14 protein-coding genes and 1 pseudogene are annotated in these 18,262 nt (G+C 40.0%); 13 read left to right on the forward strand and 2 right to left on the reverse strand.

Going from position 1 to position 18,262, the window contains the following annotated elements; translation table 11 throughout:
• Positions 1–27: 27 nt before the first annotated feature.
• The 8 genes from ADJ67_03555 (at position 28) to ADJ67_03590 (ending at position 9,421) form a co-directional block, all read left to right on the forward strand.
• Positions 28–2,355 carry a macrolide ABC transporter ATP-binding protein gene (locus ADJ67_03555; GenBank protein AKT46836.1) on the forward strand — a complete coding sequence of 776 codons (2,328 nt, stop codon included), beginning with the start codon at positions 28–30 and terminating at the stop codon, positions 2,353–2,355.
• 159 nt (positions 2,356–2,514) lie between these two features.
• Positions 2,515–3,795: an ABC transporter permease gene (locus ADJ67_03560; protein ID AKT46837.1), complete on the forward strand. Its 1,281-nt coding sequence runs from the start codon at positions 2,515–2,517 to the stop codon at positions 3,793–3,795.
• A gap of 8 nt (positions 3,796–3,803) precedes the next feature.
• On the forward strand, positions 3,804–4,436 hold the full coding sequence (locus ADJ67_03565; protein ID AKT46838.1) for a multidrug ABC transporter ATP-binding protein: 633 nt from the start codon (positions 3,804–3,806) through the stop codon (positions 4,434–4,436).
• A 14-nt stretch (positions 4,437–4,450) separates the two neighbouring features.
• Complete coding sequence (locus tag ADJ67_03570; GenBank protein AKT46839.1) at positions 4,451–5,827, forward strand: peptide ABC transporter permease; 1,377 nt, start codon at positions 4,451–4,453, stop codon at positions 5,825–5,827.
• A 96-nt stretch (positions 5,828–5,923) separates the two neighbouring features.
• On the forward strand, positions 5,924–6,580 hold the full coding sequence (locus ADJ67_03575) for a transcriptional regulator (GenBank protein ID AKT46840.1): 657 nt from the start codon (positions 5,924–5,926) through the stop codon (positions 6,578–6,580).
• Positions 6,577–7,896 (forward strand): histidine kinase, encoded by a 1,320-nt coding sequence (locus ADJ67_03580; protein ID AKT46841.1) that lies wholly within the window; start codon positions 6,577–6,579, stop codon positions 7,894–7,896. Before ADJ67_03575 ends, ADJ67_03580 begins: the two co-directional genes overlap by 4 nt.
• 134 nt (positions 7,897–8,030) lie before the next feature.
• On the forward strand, positions 8,031–8,702 hold the full coding sequence (locus ADJ67_03585) for an ABC transporter (GenBank protein ID AKT46842.1): 672 nt from the start codon (positions 8,031–8,033) through the stop codon (positions 8,700–8,702).
• A 2-nt stretch (positions 8,703–8,704) separates the two neighbouring features.
• A complete protein-coding gene (locus ADJ67_03590) occupies positions 8,705–9,421 on the forward strand; it encodes an ABC transporter (protein AKT46843.1) in 717 nt (238 codons plus the stop codon).
• A gap of 115 nt (positions 9,422–9,536) precedes the next feature.
• On the opposite strand, the pseudogene ADJ67_03595 reads toward ADJ67_03590, so the two are convergent.
• A pseudogene (locus ADJ67_03595) lies at positions 9,537–10,358 on the reverse strand (hypothetical protein).
• 716 nt (positions 10,359–11,074) lie between these two features.
• Between ADJ67_03595 and ADJ67_03600 the strand changes: the two are divergent.
• Both ADJ67_03600 and ADJ67_03605 read left to right on the forward strand, forming a co-directional pair.
• Entirely contained in the window at positions 11,075–11,614 is a 540-nt protein-coding gene (locus tag ADJ67_03600; GenBank protein ID AKT46844.1) for a bifunctional pyrimidine regulatory protein PyrR uracil phosphoribosyltransferase, read from the forward strand.
• Positions 11,615–11,657: 43 nt separating this feature from the next.
• Positions 11,658–12,971 (forward strand): ABC transporter permease, encoded by a 1,314-nt coding sequence (locus ADJ67_03605; protein AKT46845.1) that lies wholly within the window; start codon positions 11,658–11,660, stop codon positions 12,969–12,971.
• Between the two features lie 56 nt (positions 12,972–13,027).
• Here the strand turns inward: ADJ67_03605 and ADJ67_03610 are convergent, their stop codons facing one another.
• Positions 13,028–14,449, reverse strand: a complete 1,422-nt coding sequence (locus tag ADJ67_03610) for a hypothetical protein (protein AKT46846.1) — start codon at positions 14,447–14,449, stop codon at positions 13,028–13,030.
• A 193-nt stretch (positions 14,450–14,642) separates the two neighbouring features.
• Here ADJ67_03610 and ADJ67_03615 point away from each other — a divergent pair, with 193 nt between their 5' ends.
• The 3 genes from ADJ67_03615 to ADJ67_03625 all read left to right on the forward strand — a co-directional run bounded on the left by ADJ67_03615 (position 14,643) and on the right by ADJ67_03625 (position 17,926).
• Positions 14,643–15,299 (forward strand): hypothetical protein, encoded by a 657-nt coding sequence (locus tag ADJ67_03615; protein ID AKT46847.1) that lies wholly within the window; start codon positions 14,643–14,645, stop codon positions 15,297–15,299.
• Between the two features lie 136 nt (positions 15,300–15,435).
• The gene (locus ADJ67_03620) at positions 15,436–15,702 is read left to right on the forward strand and encodes a 30S ribosomal protein S15 (GenBank protein AKT46848.1); all 267 of its coding nucleotides are present in this window, start codon (positions 15,436–15,438) and stop codon (positions 15,700–15,702) included.
• Positions 15,703–15,823: 121 nt separating this feature from the next.
• Positions 15,824–17,926, forward strand: a complete 2,103-nt coding sequence (locus ADJ67_03625; protein ID AKT46849.1) for a hypothetical protein — start codon at positions 15,824–15,826, stop codon at positions 17,924–17,926.
• Positions 17,927–18,262: the final 336 nt, after the last annotated feature.

Consider the following 18,262-nt stretch of genomic DNA (forward strand, 5'->3'; position numbering starts at 1 on the left):
AATAGAACTAGATAATACGGGGGTAATATGCTAGAGTTAAAAAACATAACAAAGATATATAACAGTGGGGCTGGTGCGCAAAAGGCGCTAGACAATGTTTCCATATCATTTGCTGGTCACGAGTTTGTTTCCATACTAGGAGCAAGCGGTAGTGGAAAAACGACGCTTCTCAATTTGATAGGTGGGCTTGACGGCTACGATGAAGGAGATATGATAGTCGACGGCACATCGACAAAATCCTTTAGGGACAAGGACTGGGATAGCTATAGAAATGGAACAATCGGATTTGTCTTCCAAAGCTATAACTTGATTAGCCATCTTTCCGTGCTTGAAAATGTAAAGCTTGCGATGTCGATTTCTGGGATATCAAGTAGGGAAAGTAAGGAGAAGGCGACTGAGGTACTGAAGCAGGTCGGACTTGCTGACCACATGAATAAGAAGCCTAATCAGCTATCTGGCGGGCAGATGCAGAGGGTTGCCATTGCCCGTGCCCTTGTTACAGACCCTAAGATTATACTTGCAGATGAGCCAACAGGCGCACTCGACAGCAGTACAAGTGCCCAAATTATGAATTTGATCAAGGAGATAAGCAAGGACAAGCTTGTAATCATGGTTACTCATAACCCTGAGATAGCAGAAAAATACAGCGACCGTATTATTCGACTTTCAGATGGTGTTGTTATTGAGGACACAGCGCCAAATACTGAGACTGAAGATAGCGAGTACAATTCGCCTAAGACATCTATGTCCTTTGCTCAGGCGATAAATTCTAGCTTTAAGAACCTGCTCACAAAGAAGGTCAGAACAGTTCTTACGACAATTGCAGCAAGCATTGGAATTATAAGTATTGCAACCGTAATGGCTATATCATCTGGAATGAACAGCTATATCAAAACAACTCAGGAAGATACTATCGCGACCATGCCTGTCATAATCTCAGCTGTTGATTCAAAGAAGGTTCTCAGAACAGCACCTCCAAAAGTAAATCAAAGCAAGGAAATCAAACTAGCTGAAATGGGAAGCCTCCACCTAAATAGATATACAGAAAATGCTCTAGGGGGAGATAACGGAGACTTCATATCATACATGAAAAAGCATGCGGGCAAGTACTATAAGAGTCTAGAGTACAGTACAGGATACATGCTCAAGGCTCTGACTAAGGATGAAAATGGCAAGATACAGTCTGTTCAGGAAAATGAAGTAAAGACAATCTTCAATACCATAAGTAACTTCGCCGTTCTTCCAGCTGACGAGAAGACTATAACAAATGACTACGACTTGCTGGCTAGCAAATCGGGAAAATTTAAATATCCAGCAGAAAACGAAGCCATTATCTTTGTTGGTGCAGAGGGAACGCTTAGCGAGACACAGCTTGAGCTTCTAGGCTACAGCGGAAGAAAGAGCATCAAGCCTGAGGAGCTTATAGGCAAGAAATTTAAGGTTTTGACAAACAACCAGTACTTCCGTCAGTTTGGTGATGTTTTCGTTCCAAATGAAATTACAGACAGCCTATACGAGGAGGGTAAGGATCTAGAGATTATTGCAGTTATGAGGCTTAATGATAGCTCAAAAAACTCCTTTAATGGTCTAATTGGGTATAACAGAAAGTTCCTAGATACTATGCTAAACTCAGAAAAGAATTCTGATATAGTTAAGGCTCAAGAAAATAGCAAGAGCAAAAGTGTAATAGGTGGAAGCGGAGACTCACTGACAGACGAGAGATATCAAGAGATTATGCAGCAGCTTGGTGGTGATAGAACGCCTAAGAGCATAAGTTTCTATGCTAAGACCTTTGATGATAGAGAAAATATAATTAACACCATATCAAAGTTCAACAAGGATCTTGAGAAGAAGTATGAAAAAAATAGCAATGACTATCAAAGATATGCTATTTCATATACTGATACAGCAAAGATGATAACCAAGGCATTTGGGGATATTATTAACTCAATAACCTTCATCTTGATTGCGTTTTCTGCTATTTCTCTGCTAGTATCATCTGTTATGATAGGAATTTTGATATACGTTTCAGTTGTAGAAAGAACAAAAGAAATAGGAATTCTGCGCGCTCTAGGAAGCCGAAAGAAGGACGTGTCGAGAATATTCAATGCAGAAGCTGGAATTCTCGGATTTACATCGGGCGTTCTAGGTGTTGCTGTAGCTACAGCGCTTACAGTTCCAATTAATAAGCTTGTGGCAAAGTCACTTGATATAAGTGGATTCAATGCTAGCGTTAGCCCTAGCACTGCTATATCTTTGATAATACTTAGCGTTGTGCTCACTTTGATAGCTGGATTTATTCCATCGAGAATAGCAGCAAAGAAGAATCCTGTGGAGGCTTTGAGAACAGAATAAATTTTTTCAAACCATTTCATAAAGAATTCATAAATACAACTTAATATGGTAGATAAGAGGGATATTTACTTGGGAGATTAGGCTAGAATTATAGGTTCCGAGGGGTTGGAATCTAGACAGTACCAGAGCCGTGGGGACGGCGACTAAGTGGAGGCAATCATGACTAAGAATGCTTTAGCATATATCAGCCGAAAGAGAAACAGAAGCTTGATTGCATTTATTCTCATAGCTTTGGTGCTGTCATCTCTTTATTCCTGTTTCTATGTCGCAAAATCAATTGGCGCCGTAGAAAAATCTATCTATAAATTATCGAATTCATCTATTTCCATAGCTAGTAAGAATGCTAAGGGAACATTTCATATAAAGGATCTAAGTTCTTTAGATTCTATCAGCAATATCGAAGAAATTACAGCAGAATATGCAGGCACTGCAAAGCTGACAAGTGGCAGCATTTTTGACGGTGCGCAAAAAATCCAGCGAGACGATTTGCCGCAGGAGCTAAATAATCTCGTGTCCATCCATGCCGTTACGGAAAGTAGAAGAAATCTACTATTTCGTAGCGGTGCTTTTTTTGTTGAAGATGGACGCGCTCTAAAGGAAGGCGATAAGTATAAGATTCTCGTACACAAAGAGCTAGCAAAGAAGAATAGCTGGAAGCTACACGATAAGGTAAGCTTATCCATATTTAAGGACGAGGCGTATAGTGCTTCCTCTGAAGCTAAGACTTTTGAGATAGTTGGTATCTTCAGCGGTAAGACGACAGAGCAGTATACAGGACTTTCATCTGACCTGAGTGAAAACATGGTATTTACCGATTATTATGGAAGCCAGAGGGCTCTTGGCCTATCAAAGGATGATGAAATTGCAACAAGCCTAAGGCTTTATGTAAAAGATGCACAGCAGCTAGACAAGGTCAAGGAAGATATCAAAGCTCTTGATATCGACTGGTCAAAATATGAGATAATCAAGGATTCCAAGGCTTTTGAGCAGGCCTCGGCTGCAGTTGGAAGCATGAAGCACATCATAAGACTGATATCTACTTTGATAGTTGTTGGTGCCATAGTCGTTCTCACTTTGATACTGATTCTGTGGATAAGAGAGCGAACCTATGAGATAGGAATTCTGCTTTCGATTGGATATAGTAAGATTAGGATAATGAGCCAGTTCATACTTGAGCTAGTGTTCATATCTATTCCTGCTTTGATAGTGGCCTTGCTTTCAGGAAGCATTTTGATATCACAGCTTCTAGGAGCTATTGTCACAGATGAGAGCGCCTTTGTTCAAGGAGGAATTTACCAGCAGGGATTTGGACTCGATAATATTACAAGTCTATTACAGTGCTATGCAGTACTAATAGGAATAATCGTTATATCTGTTGTCGCAGCTTCGGCTACGATACTGGTTAAAAAACCGAAGGATATTCTATCAAAAGTTAGTTAGGAGCAATGATGAATATTTTAGAAGCAAAAAATTTAAGCTACAATTATGCAAACTCAAAGGAAAAGGTTTTATCATCAGTAAACCAGGGCTTTGAGGAGGGAGAGTTTTACGCGATTATTGGAAAGTCAGGCGCAGGGAAATCGACATTTTTGTCACTACTTGCTGGGCTTGACTCGCCGCAGGGAGGAGAAATCCTATTCCGTGGTGAAAATATTGAGAAAGAAGGATATAGCAAACATAGGAGAGATAACATCTCGCTAGTATTTCAGAACTACAATCTCATTGAGTATCTTACACCGCTTGAAAACATCAGGCTTGTAAATAAGCATGCAAGCGAAGATATACTGCTTGAGCTTGGTCTAGACAGAAACCAAATAAAGAGAAACGTTCTTAAGCTATCGGGCGGTCAGCAGCAGAGAGTTGCGATTGCAAGAGCTTTGGTATCTGAAGCACCAGTAATACTTGCAGATGAACCTACGGGAAATCTCGACCAGGCTAGCTCAAAGGAAATTATTGATCTCTTCAAGAGACTTGCAAAAGAGAGAAACAAATGCGTTATTGTCGTTACTCATAGCAAGGATATTGCAGATGCAGCAGATGTCGTGCTAGAAATCAGCAATAAGAAGCTTAAGAGAAAGTAGTTTGGAGGTTAGCTGTGATTAAGAATGCTTTTACATATGTATGGAGAAAGCCGCTTAGAACCATTGTCATCTTCCTTGTAATTCTATCGATGTCGACACTATCGATGATTGGACTATCTATCAAAGATGCAACGGATAAGGCTTCAAACGAAACCTTTAAGAACATAACAAATAGCTTTAGTATGGAAATCAATAGATCCACAAATCCTGGAACCCCGCGAGGTGGCGGAAATGTTAGGGGACAGGATATCAAAAAAATCTCTGAAATGGATGAAATAGATGGCTATGTCAAAAGAATTGGAAGCGTAGCAGACCTAGTAGACTACGACATAATCGAAACAGATGAAACCAAGGCAAATTCTTCTCCTGAAAGAGCAAAGAACTTTGGACGCGCGGTGATGATAACTGGCGTAAATGATTCAACACGCGAAACGAAGTTCGTATCAGGGGCGTTTACACTTGTAGAGGGTAAGCCTTTAGTTCAGGATGACAAGTATAAGATTTTGATGCACAAGGACCTTGCCGCTAAGAACAATCTCAAGGTGGGAGATAAGATAAAACTTAAATCAAATCTCTTTGATGCAGATAATGAAAAAAAAGCTAATGAGACTGTAGAGGTTGAAATCAAGGGACTCTTTGATGGACACAACAATGGAGGCGTAAGCGCAGCGCAGGAGCTTTATGAGAACAATATAGTATCAGATCTTCACACAGCAGCTAAGGTCTATGGAAACACTGAGGATACAGCAGTTTACATGGATGCAACATTCTTTGTAAAGGGAGATAAGGACTTAGATAAGGTCATGGAAAAGGTTCAGGAGCTAGATATTGACTGGAGCTATTTCACTCTAGTCAAGAATTCATCTAACTATCCAGCGCTTCAGGAGTCGATTTCAGGTGTATATGGACTTGCCAATAAGCTGTTTGCCGGCGCTTTGATATTTGCAGGACTTGTAGTTTCGCTTCTTCTATTCCTATGGATAAATGCGAGAAAAAAAGAGATTGCAGTATTGCTTTCAATAGGTATATCAAAGGGCAAAATTTTCCTTCAGTTTGCTTCTGAGCTAGTATTTATCTCGATTCCGGCATTTGCCTGCTCATATTTTGAAGCATCATACCTAGGCAAGGAGATGGGAAACAGAATTCTCAAGAAGGTTACCGGGGATGTATCAAAGAGACTTGCAGGAGAATCATCTGGAACCCAGCTTGGTGGCGGTGCCGAAGTAGATGGATTCAATAAGACGCTCACTAGCCTAGACATAGAGGTAGGCATGAAAATCTTCATCCATGTTGTTATATTCATGGTGGTGATTCTAGCAATTTCACTTTTGATATCTTCATTTAACGTCCTAAGGAAAAAGCCAAAGGATTTGCTAACAGACATTAAGTAAGGAACAAAAATGACGAATGCCGATGTTTATTCTATCGATGTTCGTCATTTTGTATTATAATCTAAATATATGAATTTGTGACAATGAGGTAATAGTATGAAAATACTGGTTGTTGAAGATGACAAGATGATAAGGGAAGGTATCTGCGAATACATGTCTGAGTTTGGCTATGAGATGGTTCAGGCAGAGGACGGAAAAATGGCACTAGAGCGTTTTGATACTAATGATATAGGACTTGTGGTGCTAGATATACAGATTCCTTTTATGAGCGGACTTGAGGTTCTCAGAGAGATAAGAACTAGGAGCATGGTTCCTGTTTTGATGCTAACTGCCTTCGGCGATGAGGAGTACGTGATAGATGCTTTTTCAAACCTAGCTGATGGATACATGGAAAAGCCTTGTTCTCTTCCTGTGCTAAAGGCAAGGCTAGAGTCTATGATCAAAAGGTACTCGTCTCAGTCAGAAAGCTTCAAATACGGAAATGCTGAGGTTGACTTCATAGGCTATACGGCCAAACTAAACGGTGAGCCAGTCGATATCAAGGCTAAGGAACTCGAAATCCTTAAGTTTCTTCTCAATAACGAGGGTCAGGCTCTGACGAGAATGCAGATTATCGATAATGTTTGGAAGGAGTCAGAGGAAATTCCTTTTGATAGAGTCATCGATGTATATGTCAAGGAACTCAGAAAGAAGCTCGAGTTAGACTGCATAGTTACAATTAGAAATGTAGGATATAAATTAGAGAGAAAATGAGAAATTTAAAGATACTCCCAAAAATATTTTTGCAGATATTTATCATCATTAATATACTGATAATCGTGATTCATCTGTCGGTGTATTTGATTTTTCCAAAGTCGTATCTAGAAACCCGTAAGCACGAGGTCGATATTAAGGCAGACGAAATTGCTCTTAGTATGAACGGAAAAGACCTTAAATTTGTCATGCAGGCACTTGAATTTTACTCAAATAACAGTGAGATTAAGGCTTATATCAAAGGCATAAAAAGCGATAACAGTATCAAGGTAGAGGAAGATATAGACGTAGATTATTATAGCGATGAGAACTCTGTTATATTAGAGGAACGAGATATTAAGCTTAAGGATGGCAAAAAAATAACCCTACAGTTTGTTTCCTCTGAGAACATGCAGGAAGATGCAAAACACCTCACATTAAGCTTTCTTCCTTATTCAATTTTAGTATCGGTGCTTTTCTCAATGATAGTTTCATATATTTTTGCCAAATCCATAAGTAAGAATGTAAACGAAATTGTAGCCGTCTCAGAAAGGATGGCAAATCTAGATAGAGATGCACGCCTAGAAATAAAAAGCGAGGATGAAATTGGACACCTCAAAAGACAGCTAAACATGCTCTACGAAACCTTGCTAGGACTCATAGATGACCTAGAAGAGAAGAATGAAGAGATAACTAGACTGAGCAAATTGAGGTATGACTTCTTTAGGGGACGTTCTCACGAGCTAAAGACACCGCTAGCTTCACTTAAGATAGTTCTCGAAAACATGAAGTACAACATCGGCAAGTACAAGGACAAGGATTTCTACATAGGCGAGTGCATAAACATGGTAGATGAGTTAAATCACAGCATATCTCAGACCCTCTCTATTTCTAGCTACGACCAGTTAAGAAATGATGAAGAAATCTTAGTCCTAAAGGATATGATTTCTGATGTAGAGAAGAAGTATTTGGCGCAAATAGAAAAGAAAAACTTACATCTTGATATCAAACTTGGCGATGAAAAGCTGTACATAGGCAGAACGGCGCTAAAGATAGTTTTATCAAACCTTATGAGCAATGCAACAAAGTACAATGTAAATGATGGTAAGATAAATATTGGTGTTAAAGATGGCTGGCTCTATGTAGAAAACACTGGAGAAAATCTAGGTGAACTTAATCTAGATAGAATCTTTGAAATCGGTTTTAGCCTGGACAAGGAGAATGGAAACGGCATAGGACTTTATGTTGTTTCAAACATCCTCATAAACTACGGAATCGAACATAAGATTGAAATGAATGGAGATAGATTCATTTTCTTAATCAAGCTAAATGCGTAGAAAATAAGAAATATTTATAAAGCATATTAAAATTGTTAAGGCGGGCTCGCAAAGAAAAGTCTGCCTTTTTTTGTTGACAATCATAAACCTGTGTATATAATAAAATAGTTAAAAATTTTGAAGTGGAGGGATATATGTTTAAGATTGAAGAAATAAAGAAATCCTTTAAAGATAAAGAAGTTCTGAAGGGGGTAAGCTTTTCTGTAGAAGAAGGTGATAGAATTGCTTTGCTCGGTAACAATGGTGCTGGAAAAAGTACTTTATTTAAGATAATATCCGGACAACTCATAGCAAATTCTGGAAGTGTAAGCACAAAGCTAGATTTCCAGACCGAGATTGGCATGATGCCACAAGGTGATATTTTGATTGATGATCTTACGGTTTTAGATTTAGTTATCTTAAAAACACAGATGAATAAGCTCAATAATGTAGACTATGACGCCTTACTTGCTATGGTGGACCTGGGGGAGCATAGAAATCAGAATGTAGGTGGCTTATCAGGTGGTCAGAAAAGAAGGCTTTCTCTTTTACTAACAATCTTAAATTCACCTAAACTTATATTCCTAGATGAACCTACAACAGGAATGGATTTAGAGTCAGTCGATAATTTTTGGAAACTGCTTGATGAGCAGAAGTTTACATCGGTAATTGTAACACATGACTTCAATCAAATTGACCATTTCTTTACAAAGGTTTTGATTTTGAAAGATGGCAGAATTGCAGCAAGTGATGCAGTCGATAAGATTCATGCAGATGGTAAGACCATAGAGCAGTATTATAGAGAAAATGTAGAAAAGGAGGCATAATCATGATTATGAAAATACAGCTAAGGCAAGTCCTTAGAAATAAGAGATTTCTAATATTTACAATCTTTGTTCCTGTTATATGGTATATTTTTATCTACAATGTGCAGAAGGGAATAGTTCCAAACATCATGTTTGGTATTGCAGTTTTCATCGGTATTATCGGAAACAGCATGGCTACATTCAGTAAAAGAATTTCATCTAACATAGATTTTTTCTCATTTGAATCAAAGTTCACAAAGTACAGTGTTAAGAGATATCTATTAGACCAGACCATAGTGCAGGTAGTTCTGAACACATTGATTTTTCTAGTAGTGCTTGCAGTAGCAGTTGCCTTGTTTAAATTTCAAATAACTGGAGAACTTGCAATTCAGTTCTTCTTGTTAACAATTATGGGGATTTATTTCAGCATGATTGGATTCGTAGTTGGTGTTAGACTCGAGCCTAAGATTATAGATACAGTTAGTTTTCCACTTATAATATTAGCTGCAATGACTGTTATACCGTTTGCAAGCTTTGGAGCTGAAGGAAGCTTCATGACAATTATAAGTAAGATACAGATGATATTTCCAGGCTATTACTATAGCGAGATAATAAATGCAATTTCAGCTTCAAAGGCTGTAGAGCTTAAAGACCTAGCTCTGTTTGTTGGAACGTTCATATTAAATTTAATTCCACTTTACTTCCTAGTACCTAAGACAAAAATCATAAAATCAAACTAGTATATAAGATAATCAAACCCTGTTAAGTCAATTAACAGGGTTTTGTGATTCCTTATTTAAATGTCTTTGAGTGAATTACTCTATAAAGCTTAACATCGCTTCTCTTTACCATTGCATCTTCAGTTTCTGCTTCTCCATACTGGTTGTCGTATGGGTCATAGCGATAAAACTTCTTAGGAACAGTGAATTCTTCCTGAATGTCAGTGTTGAAAATAAGTCTATAAGGATCGATATTTCCAAAGTAGAACTGACAATCTTCTTCTGAACCTCTGCGAACAGCACCGCCACCAAATGATGGATCAACAGGTCTAAAACCTACGCCTCTAAAGTAAACAGCAGCCCAGTCGTGAGCACCACCGCATTCTCCATCAGTTACAACACCAGACTGCCATCTAGCAGGGATGCCATTATATCTGCAAAGTGTAATCAAAAGAGATGCCTGAAGTCCGCAGTCGCCTCTGCCTCTCAGTGCAAAGTAGCCTGGAAGCCAGTCAATAGCAGCATAATCGCGAACATAAGCATATCTATATTTGTGAGTGATAAAGTCGAAAATCTTCTTTGCAATTACAGTCTTATCAGTCTCATCACCAACTATCAAAGCAGAAAGTTCTTTTATGAAAGGTGTGAATACATAGTGAGGTGCTTTCTCGGAAAGGTCGCTCTCTAGAATCTGCTTCTTGAGCTCAGCTTCCTCAGCTTCGCTTACCTTTGCTCCAGCAGAAACAATATCATCAAAGCTCATATATGTCTGAGTCATCTTTGCCTTGCATCTTACCTTAAAGCTTTGCTCTTCATTTCCGTCTGCGCTGAAGTGAACTGTTCTTTGAAGTGCGCTCTCAGGTGCGATTTCGCATTCCTTTGATGTACTTACAAGCTCTATATCGCTCATACCTATCCCATTAGGTGAAGGATAAGGTAGGTGAACAGAAAGTTTCTTGTTCTTTGCTGCCTCAGGATCCACATCTGCGATAAATTCTAGGTCGATAGCTACCTCTGCTGAGCCTGTACTTCTCATGTGGTCTCTTGATTCAGATACTTCTGGGCTCTTATCGTCAGGATATGTGCTTCCTGGCCAGTTTGTCAAAAGCATGCTTGTGATGAAGAGTGAAGCAACGCTAAAGTCAACATATCGCTTCTCACCATTAACGAAGATATAGTCTGTATCTCCGGCAAGCTTCTTGAAATCTTCGCTAGAAAATCCCGGCGCATACTCAGCAATCTGCTCGATAAGCTCGCTCTCTGTTAGGGTGTACTCCCTGAGCTTGACATCGGCATTGTGCATCTCTAAAATGATTCTCTTCTTGACTTCCTCTGGAAGGTTTTCTCTATCAAGGTGATACTTTGCTCTCTCTTTAAACTCGTCAAAATATCCTGCGCCCTTTAGTTTCTCAAGCTCCTCTGGGAGTGGAAAAGAAAGGGATTTTACATAGCTCAAATCCATGGTAATTCTCCTTTTTCTAGCTTATTTAGATACGAATTATTATATACACCTGCTTGACATAAGTCTATAGATATTATATTATTCTATGTGAAAAGAACATCTTTAAGTCGGTACAGAGATGCCGATAAGGTAGTGATAGATCATACGATTTTTGCGCATCTTGTCAGCATGTCTTGACAGGATTTTTTTGTGTCCAAAGTAAGGGTGAGAGCATGGAATTCAAATCACAGCTAATGACAACAGATGAAATTATGAGAGCGCTTCGCAGAATCGCACATCAGATTACCGAGAGAAATAACGGTACTGAAGATGTTGTAATTGTTGGAATTGCCAAAGGTGGTGTTCCCATTGCAAATCAGCTCAGCGAGTTTCTGAAAACAATAGAGCAGCGCAATATTCCAACTGGCGTACTAGATATAAGTGGTCATAGGGATGATATTGAGCCAAATCAGGTTGATGATGCCAAGATTAGTGAATCTGTGATTCCTTGCGATATCAACGGAAAGCAAGTTGTCTTAGTTGATGATGTGCTATATACAGGCAGAACCGCAAGAGCGGCCTTTGATGCACTTTCAGATTTTGGAAGGGCTGGCACCATACAGCTTGCAGTTTTGATAGATAGGGGACACAGGGAGCTACCGATAAGAGCTGACTATGTAGGAAAGAACATTCCTACATCACATGTTGAGACAATAAGGATTGACTTTGATGAGACGGGAACACAGCCCGTAGTAAACATCTATAATCGTTAATAAGTGTTCTATAAGTTATTTTATTATTAAGAAGGAGAAATATATGTCAGACAAAAATGTTAATGAAATTGGCATTTATGATGCCAGACAGCTAGGTGTCCCTAAGATGATAATCCTAGGCTTGCAGCACACATTTGCCATGTTTGGAGCTACCATACTAGTGCCTATTTTGACAGGACTAAGCGTAAGCACAACACTTCTCATGGCAGGTCTTGGAACTTTGCTTTTCCATTTTCTAACTAAGGGAAAGGTTCCTGCATTCCTCGGTTCATCATTTGCTTTTCTAGGTGGCTATGGAGCTGTAGCACCTATGGTAAACGGTGCACCAAACAAGGAAATGCTTCCATATGCTTGCGGAGGAGTTTTCTGTGCGGGACTTGTATACCTAGTAATGTCAGCTCTGATTAAGGGCTTTGGTGTTAAGCGCGTAATGAAGTTCTTCCCTCCAGTTGTGACAGGACCTATCATTATTGCTATCGGTCTTATCCTTGCACCTTCGGCTATCGCTAACTGTAAGACAAACTGGGTGGTTGCGCTAGTAGCAGTTGTAACAATTATCATCTTCAATATCTGGGGAAAGGGCATGCTCAAGATTATACCTATCATCCTAGGTGTGGCAGCATCATACACTGTAGCAGCTTGCATGGGAGAAATTGATTTTAGTGCAGCAGCCTCAAGGTCGTGGATAGGTCTTCCGCCAATTCAGATGATGAAGTTTGATGTATCATCAATACTTACAATTATGCCTATTGCTCTTGCAACAATGATGGAGCACATAGGAGATATCACAGCAATCGGTGCTACAACAAAGAGAAACTACATTGCAGACCCAGGTCTTCACAGAACTCTTCTTGGAGATGGACTTGCAACTTGCCTAGCTTCAGCATTCGGTGGTCCTGCAAACACAACATACGGAGAAAACACTGGAGTTCTTGCTCTAACAAAGATCTACGATCCTAGAGTAATCAGAATCGCAGCATTCTTTGCAGTAGGACTTTCATTCATTCCTAAGGTGAGCTTCCTAATCGAGAGCATTCCAGCTTCAACAATCGGAGGAGTTTCATTCATCCTTTACGGAATGATTTCAGCAATCGGTATCAGAAACGTAGTTGAGAACCAGGTTGACTTCACAAAGTCAAGAAACACAATCATCGCAGCTTTGATACTCGTTTGTGCACTTGGATTTAACTCAGTTGGTGGAGCAAGCTTCACAATCAAAGGTGTAACAATCACACTTTCAGGACTTGCTATCGCAGCTATCGTTGGTATCCTAGTAAATGCAATTTTGCCAGGCAACGATTACGAGTTCGGTGAGGATGACGGAACAGAAGAGAAGTTCCAGACATTCAAGATATAAGAATTTTAGAAACTATAAAAGCCTGCTCAATGCAGGCTTTTTTATGTGAATTTTTATTATCTGCGCCTATGTCTGCGTCTGCTTTCAGGTGCTTTTTTGTTTCTTTTCTTAACGTATATTAAAGCTAAAATAGCGGCAGCTAAGCTTATAACGAGTATGGACATCAAAGTCGATCCGATGCTGATAGGTTTTGATTTTTCAACTGCATTCTTAGATGCTACGGTCTTCACAAGTTCAAAACTTGCACTCGGCTCGGCAAAGCCATTGAGATACTGTCTATTTGAAATATTGAGCTTTAACTTCTTGTTCTTAAAGTCACAGATGAACTTCGGTTTATAGTCCTTTGGAACGCAGTCGTAGAAGTCTTCTTTTACATCTATTATCTTGCCTTTGACTGAATATTTACCCGCAGATAAAACCTTGCGATATTCATATTTAGCAAAGGCATCTTCAAGTATTGAGTTACCGATTAAGTGTCTCATGGATTCTGCAGAGCTATCGCCCCAAACGCTTACGCCTAGGACAATCTCTATCATTCTCGTATTTCCTTGCTTTGCCGTGAGGCTGTAGTTATATCCCTTTCTAGCAGAGCCAGTTTTGATGCCATCAGCACCAGGAAATGCATATTTTTCTCCAGGAAGGGAGTAGTTATGACCTTCAAAGCGCTCCTCGTATATAGTTCCAGGCTTTGATACGAGATTTGCATTTATCGTGTGGTTTAAAAGGTCAGGATAGTTGGTTACCAGGTAGGTGCAAAGACATGCGTAGTCTCTTGCTGAAGTGTAGTTATCAGCATAAGGGTCTCCTGAAGGGCCATCTTGACCTAGGAGAACATTTAGGACGCCGATAGGATTTACATACTTGGTATTGACCATTCCAAGTTCCTTAGCTTTGTTATTCATCATTGTAACAAAGGTATCAATATCTGGTGCCAGAAGGTCCATGAGCATGTAGGTAGCTGCTGCTGAAGAGGGAACTGCAATTAGCTCCATTAACTCACCGACAGTATATGAGGCTCCGACCTGCATCTTGTTATTGCTGAGATTTGAATTTGCAGAAACTCTTGCATGTCTTTCCTTAACTGGAACAACTGTGTCAATAGATAGCTTTCCTTCTTTAATTGCGTCGTAGGTTAGCGCTATTGTCATGAGCTTGGACATGCTCGCTGGGGTCCATTCTACCGTACTGTTTTCGTCCCATAGAATTTGTCCAGTTTTGATTTCAGTTATTATCGTACCAGCTGGTGAATATCTTTGGTCTATTGAATATCCCTTGCTATTTGCCACAGCCAATGAACTGCCTGTTGCAGGGCTTCCGTCGACAGATTCTTTGCTGAGCGGTAGTGTTTTAGCGCTCTTGGCATAGCTAGGGGATGGAATACTTGTAAATAATAATATAAATATGGATAGAATTATAAGAATGCTTTGGATGGAAATTACTTTCTCTTTGTGTGCGGTGGATATCCTGTGTCTAAGCATAAAATTCTCCTCTCTATCAAAAATAGCTCCTATATTATATCATAATTCTGTCAATACTTATGTGAAAATCGCGTGAGCATGAAAATGAACAGAAAAAGAATAAATATTTGCATATCAAAAATAAAGAACTAATGTTTACTTTTTGTTTGAAATATGATATTATCAATTGGATAGATAAAAAGGAGAGTTTGATATGTCCAAAGCAAAGGAAAAAGCAAAGGCAAGGCAGATGAGAATCCTTGACTTTATGCGCAAGGAATTCGATGAGAAAGGATATGCACCTACGGTTAGAGAGATAGGCGCAGCCCTAGATATTAAGTCTACATCAACAGTGCATAACGATCTTGAGAGTCTCGCGCAGCAGGGTTATGTTAAGAAGGACCCAGCTAAGCCTAGAACTCTTGTAATAGTGGGTAGAGAAACACATAAGCCTGTCAAGGAGCCAGAGCTAGAACCAGTCAACGAAGAGATAATCAATGTACCAGTTGTTGGAACTATAGCTGCAGGTACACCTATAACTGCAGAGCAACATGTAGATGACTGCTTCCCAGTTCCAGCTAGATATGTATCTGGTAACAACTTCATGCTTAAGGTTAAGGGCGAGAGCATGATTAATGCTGGTATATTTGATGGCGATCTTATTTTGGTTGAACAGAGACAGACTGCCCGCAATGGAGAGATTGTCGTAGCTATGGTAGATGGTTTTGAGAGCGAGGCTACAGTCAAGACTTTCTACAAGGAGAAGGATCACATCAGACTTCAGCCTGAGAACGATGATATGAGCCCAATAATCGTTAGAGATGTTAAGATTCTCGGTAAGGTTAAGGGAGTTTTCCGCTATTACAGCTAATAAGCTAGGGCTAAATAAATCACTTGCAATTTAACGCATAACGTGATAACATTGTTTAGTAATTTACTTTTGTTTGGTTTTGCGACACTCCAACGCATTCTCGACAAAAGCGTATTTAATAAAAAGGAGAAAAGACATGATAACTAAAGATCAGAAAGCTGCAATCATCAGCGAATACGCAACTAAAGAAGGAGATACAGGTTCTCCAGAGGTTCAGGTAGCTGTACTAACAGCAAGAATCAACGATTTGAACGAGCACCTTAAGGTTCATAAGAAGGACCACCACTCAAGACGCGGACTACTTAAGATGGTCGGCCAGAGAAGAAACCTTCTTAACTACCTCAAGAACGTAGATATAGAAAGATATAGAAATCTTATTGCTCGTCTAGGCTTGAGAAAGTAGTTATACTAAGTATGTTAGCGAGGTCTAAGACCTCGCTTTTTTTAGGCAAATCAGATAAAGTGACTGAGATGCCAGAAGTTATTGCCTTGGAATAGGATAAACAGGAAGGAGTTGTTTATTAATGGCAAGATTTACAGATTACAGAACATTTAAGACCGCAGTTGGAGGAAGACTTTTAGAGTTCGAACTCGGAAAGATTTGTGAGCAGGCAAACGGCCAGGTTATGGTTAAGTACGGTGAGTCCGTTGTCAGCGTTACAGTATGCGCTTCTAAGGAGGCAAGAGAGGATATCGACTTTTTGCCTCTATCATGCGATTACGAAGAGAAGATGTATGCTTCAGGTAAGATTCCTGGAGGATTTATCAGAAGAGAGGGAAGACCTAGCGAGAAGGCAATCCTAAGCTCAAGACTTATGGACAGACCTCTTCGTCCACTTTTCCCTAAGGGATACCACAACGACGTAGTAGTTGTTGCAACAGTAATGTCAGTTGACCTTGACTGCGAGACTGATATCATGGCTATGGTAGGTGCATCGGTTGCTATCGCTACATCTGACATTCCATGGGAAGGACCTATCGCTGCAGTAAGAGTCGGCAGAGTTGATGGAAGATTCATCATCAACCCTACACTTGAGCAGAGAGAGCAGTCAGACATCAACCTAACAGTTGCAGGAACCAAGGATGCTATCATGATGGTAGAAGCCGGAGCTGACGAAGTTTCAGAAGAAGTAATGCTTGATGCTATCTTCTTCGGACACGAAGAAATCAAGAAACTCGTTGAGTTTATCGATGAGATTGTAGCAGAGGTTGGTAAGCCTAAGAAGGAACTCGTAATAAAGCAGATTCCAGAGGATATCGATGCTGCAGTAAGAGCATATGCTACCGGCAGAATGCAGGAGGCTATTCATACATTTGATAAGCTTGAGCGTCTAGATAACATGGATGCTGTAGAAGTAGAGACAAAGGAACACTTCGCTGAGATCTATCCTGACAACGAGAAGGATATCGCAGCTGTTCTTTACAATATAACTAAGGAATCCGTAAGAAATATGATTCTTGATGAAGGTATTAGACCTGACAATCGTAAGACCACGGAGATTAGACCTGTATGGTGTGAGACAGGACTTCTTCCAAGAGTACACGGAAGCGGACTTTTCACAAGAGGGCAGACTCAGGTAATGTCAACATGCACACTTGCACCTTCTAGCGAAGCTCAGATGATTGATGGTATCACAGAGCAGACAGAGAAGAGATATATGCACCACTATAACTTCCCAGGCTACTGTACAGGTGAAGCTAAATCACCAAGAAGCCCAGGCAGAAGAGAGATTGGACACGGAGCACTTGCTGAGAGAGCGCTTCTTCCAGTAATTCCACCGGTAGAAGAGTTCCCATATGCACTAAGAGTCGTTTCAGATGTACTTTCATCAAACGGTTCAAGCTCGATGGGTTCAACATGCGGATCAACTCTAGCACTTATGGATGCTGGTGTTCCAATTAAGAGACCTGTTTCAGGTATCGCTATGGGACTTATTTCAAGAACAGAAGAAGACGGCAGCCAGAAAATCGCTGTCCTAAGTGATATTCAGGGAATGGAAGATTTCCTTGGTGATATGGACTTTAAGGTTACAGGTACAGAAGTCGGTGTAACAGCTATACAGATGGATATCAAGATTCACGGTCTTTCAAGAGAAATCCTAGAGAAGGCTCTTGCACAGGCTAAGGAAGGTAGAGCTCATATCCTAGATGTAATGCTCGAGGAAATTCCTGAGCCACGCAAGGAGATGTCTAAGTACGCTCCAAGAAGCATCAATATGATGATTGATCCTGATAAGATCAGAATAGTTATCGGACCTGGTGGAAAGACAATCAACAGAATCATCGATGAGACTGGTGTTAAGATTGACATCGCAGAAGATGCATCAGGACTTATCAGCATCTACAGCTCAGACATGGCTGGAGCAGAGGCTGCTAAGCGCGAGATTGAGCTTCTAACTAAGGACGCAGAAGTTGGCCAAACATACGAGGGTAAGGTAACCAAGATTATGAGCTTTGGTGCTTTCATCGAGATTCTTCCTGGTAAGGAAGGTCTGTTGCATATCTCAAAGATGGCAGACCACCGCGTAGAGAAGGTTGAGGATGTTATGAATGTTGGAGATGAAGTAAAGGTAAGAGTTTACGAAATCGACAAGCAGAACCGTATCAATCTTGAGAGAGCAAAATAAATAAGTACTAAGCCCTGTACATCACAGGGCTTTTGCTTTGTTTATGGGGATTATATGGAGTATACAAATTATCTTATAATATCTTAGTTTTTTTTACAAAAATAACTTGAAATCTTATCTGCGAGATGTTAATATAGCATATAGTCGAGTTTGAGCTCGGCTAAAGCTTAATATTTAGGCTATGAAGGAGACAAAGTAGGTTTAGGCTAAGACCCTTACAGAGAGTAGATCAATTGCTGAGAGATTTGCGGTGAACCTAAATACGAATATCACTCTGGAGCCTGACACTTTAATGAGAGGCACCTTGTCAGAGGTAAGCAACTAGGGTGGTACCGC

It is taken from the genome of Eubacterium sulci ATCC 35585 (assembly GCA_001189495.1).
In the GTDB taxonomy this organism is placed as follows: Bacteria; Bacillota; Clostridia; order Peptostreptococcales; family Anaerovoracaceae; genus Eubacterium_B; species Eubacterium_B sulci.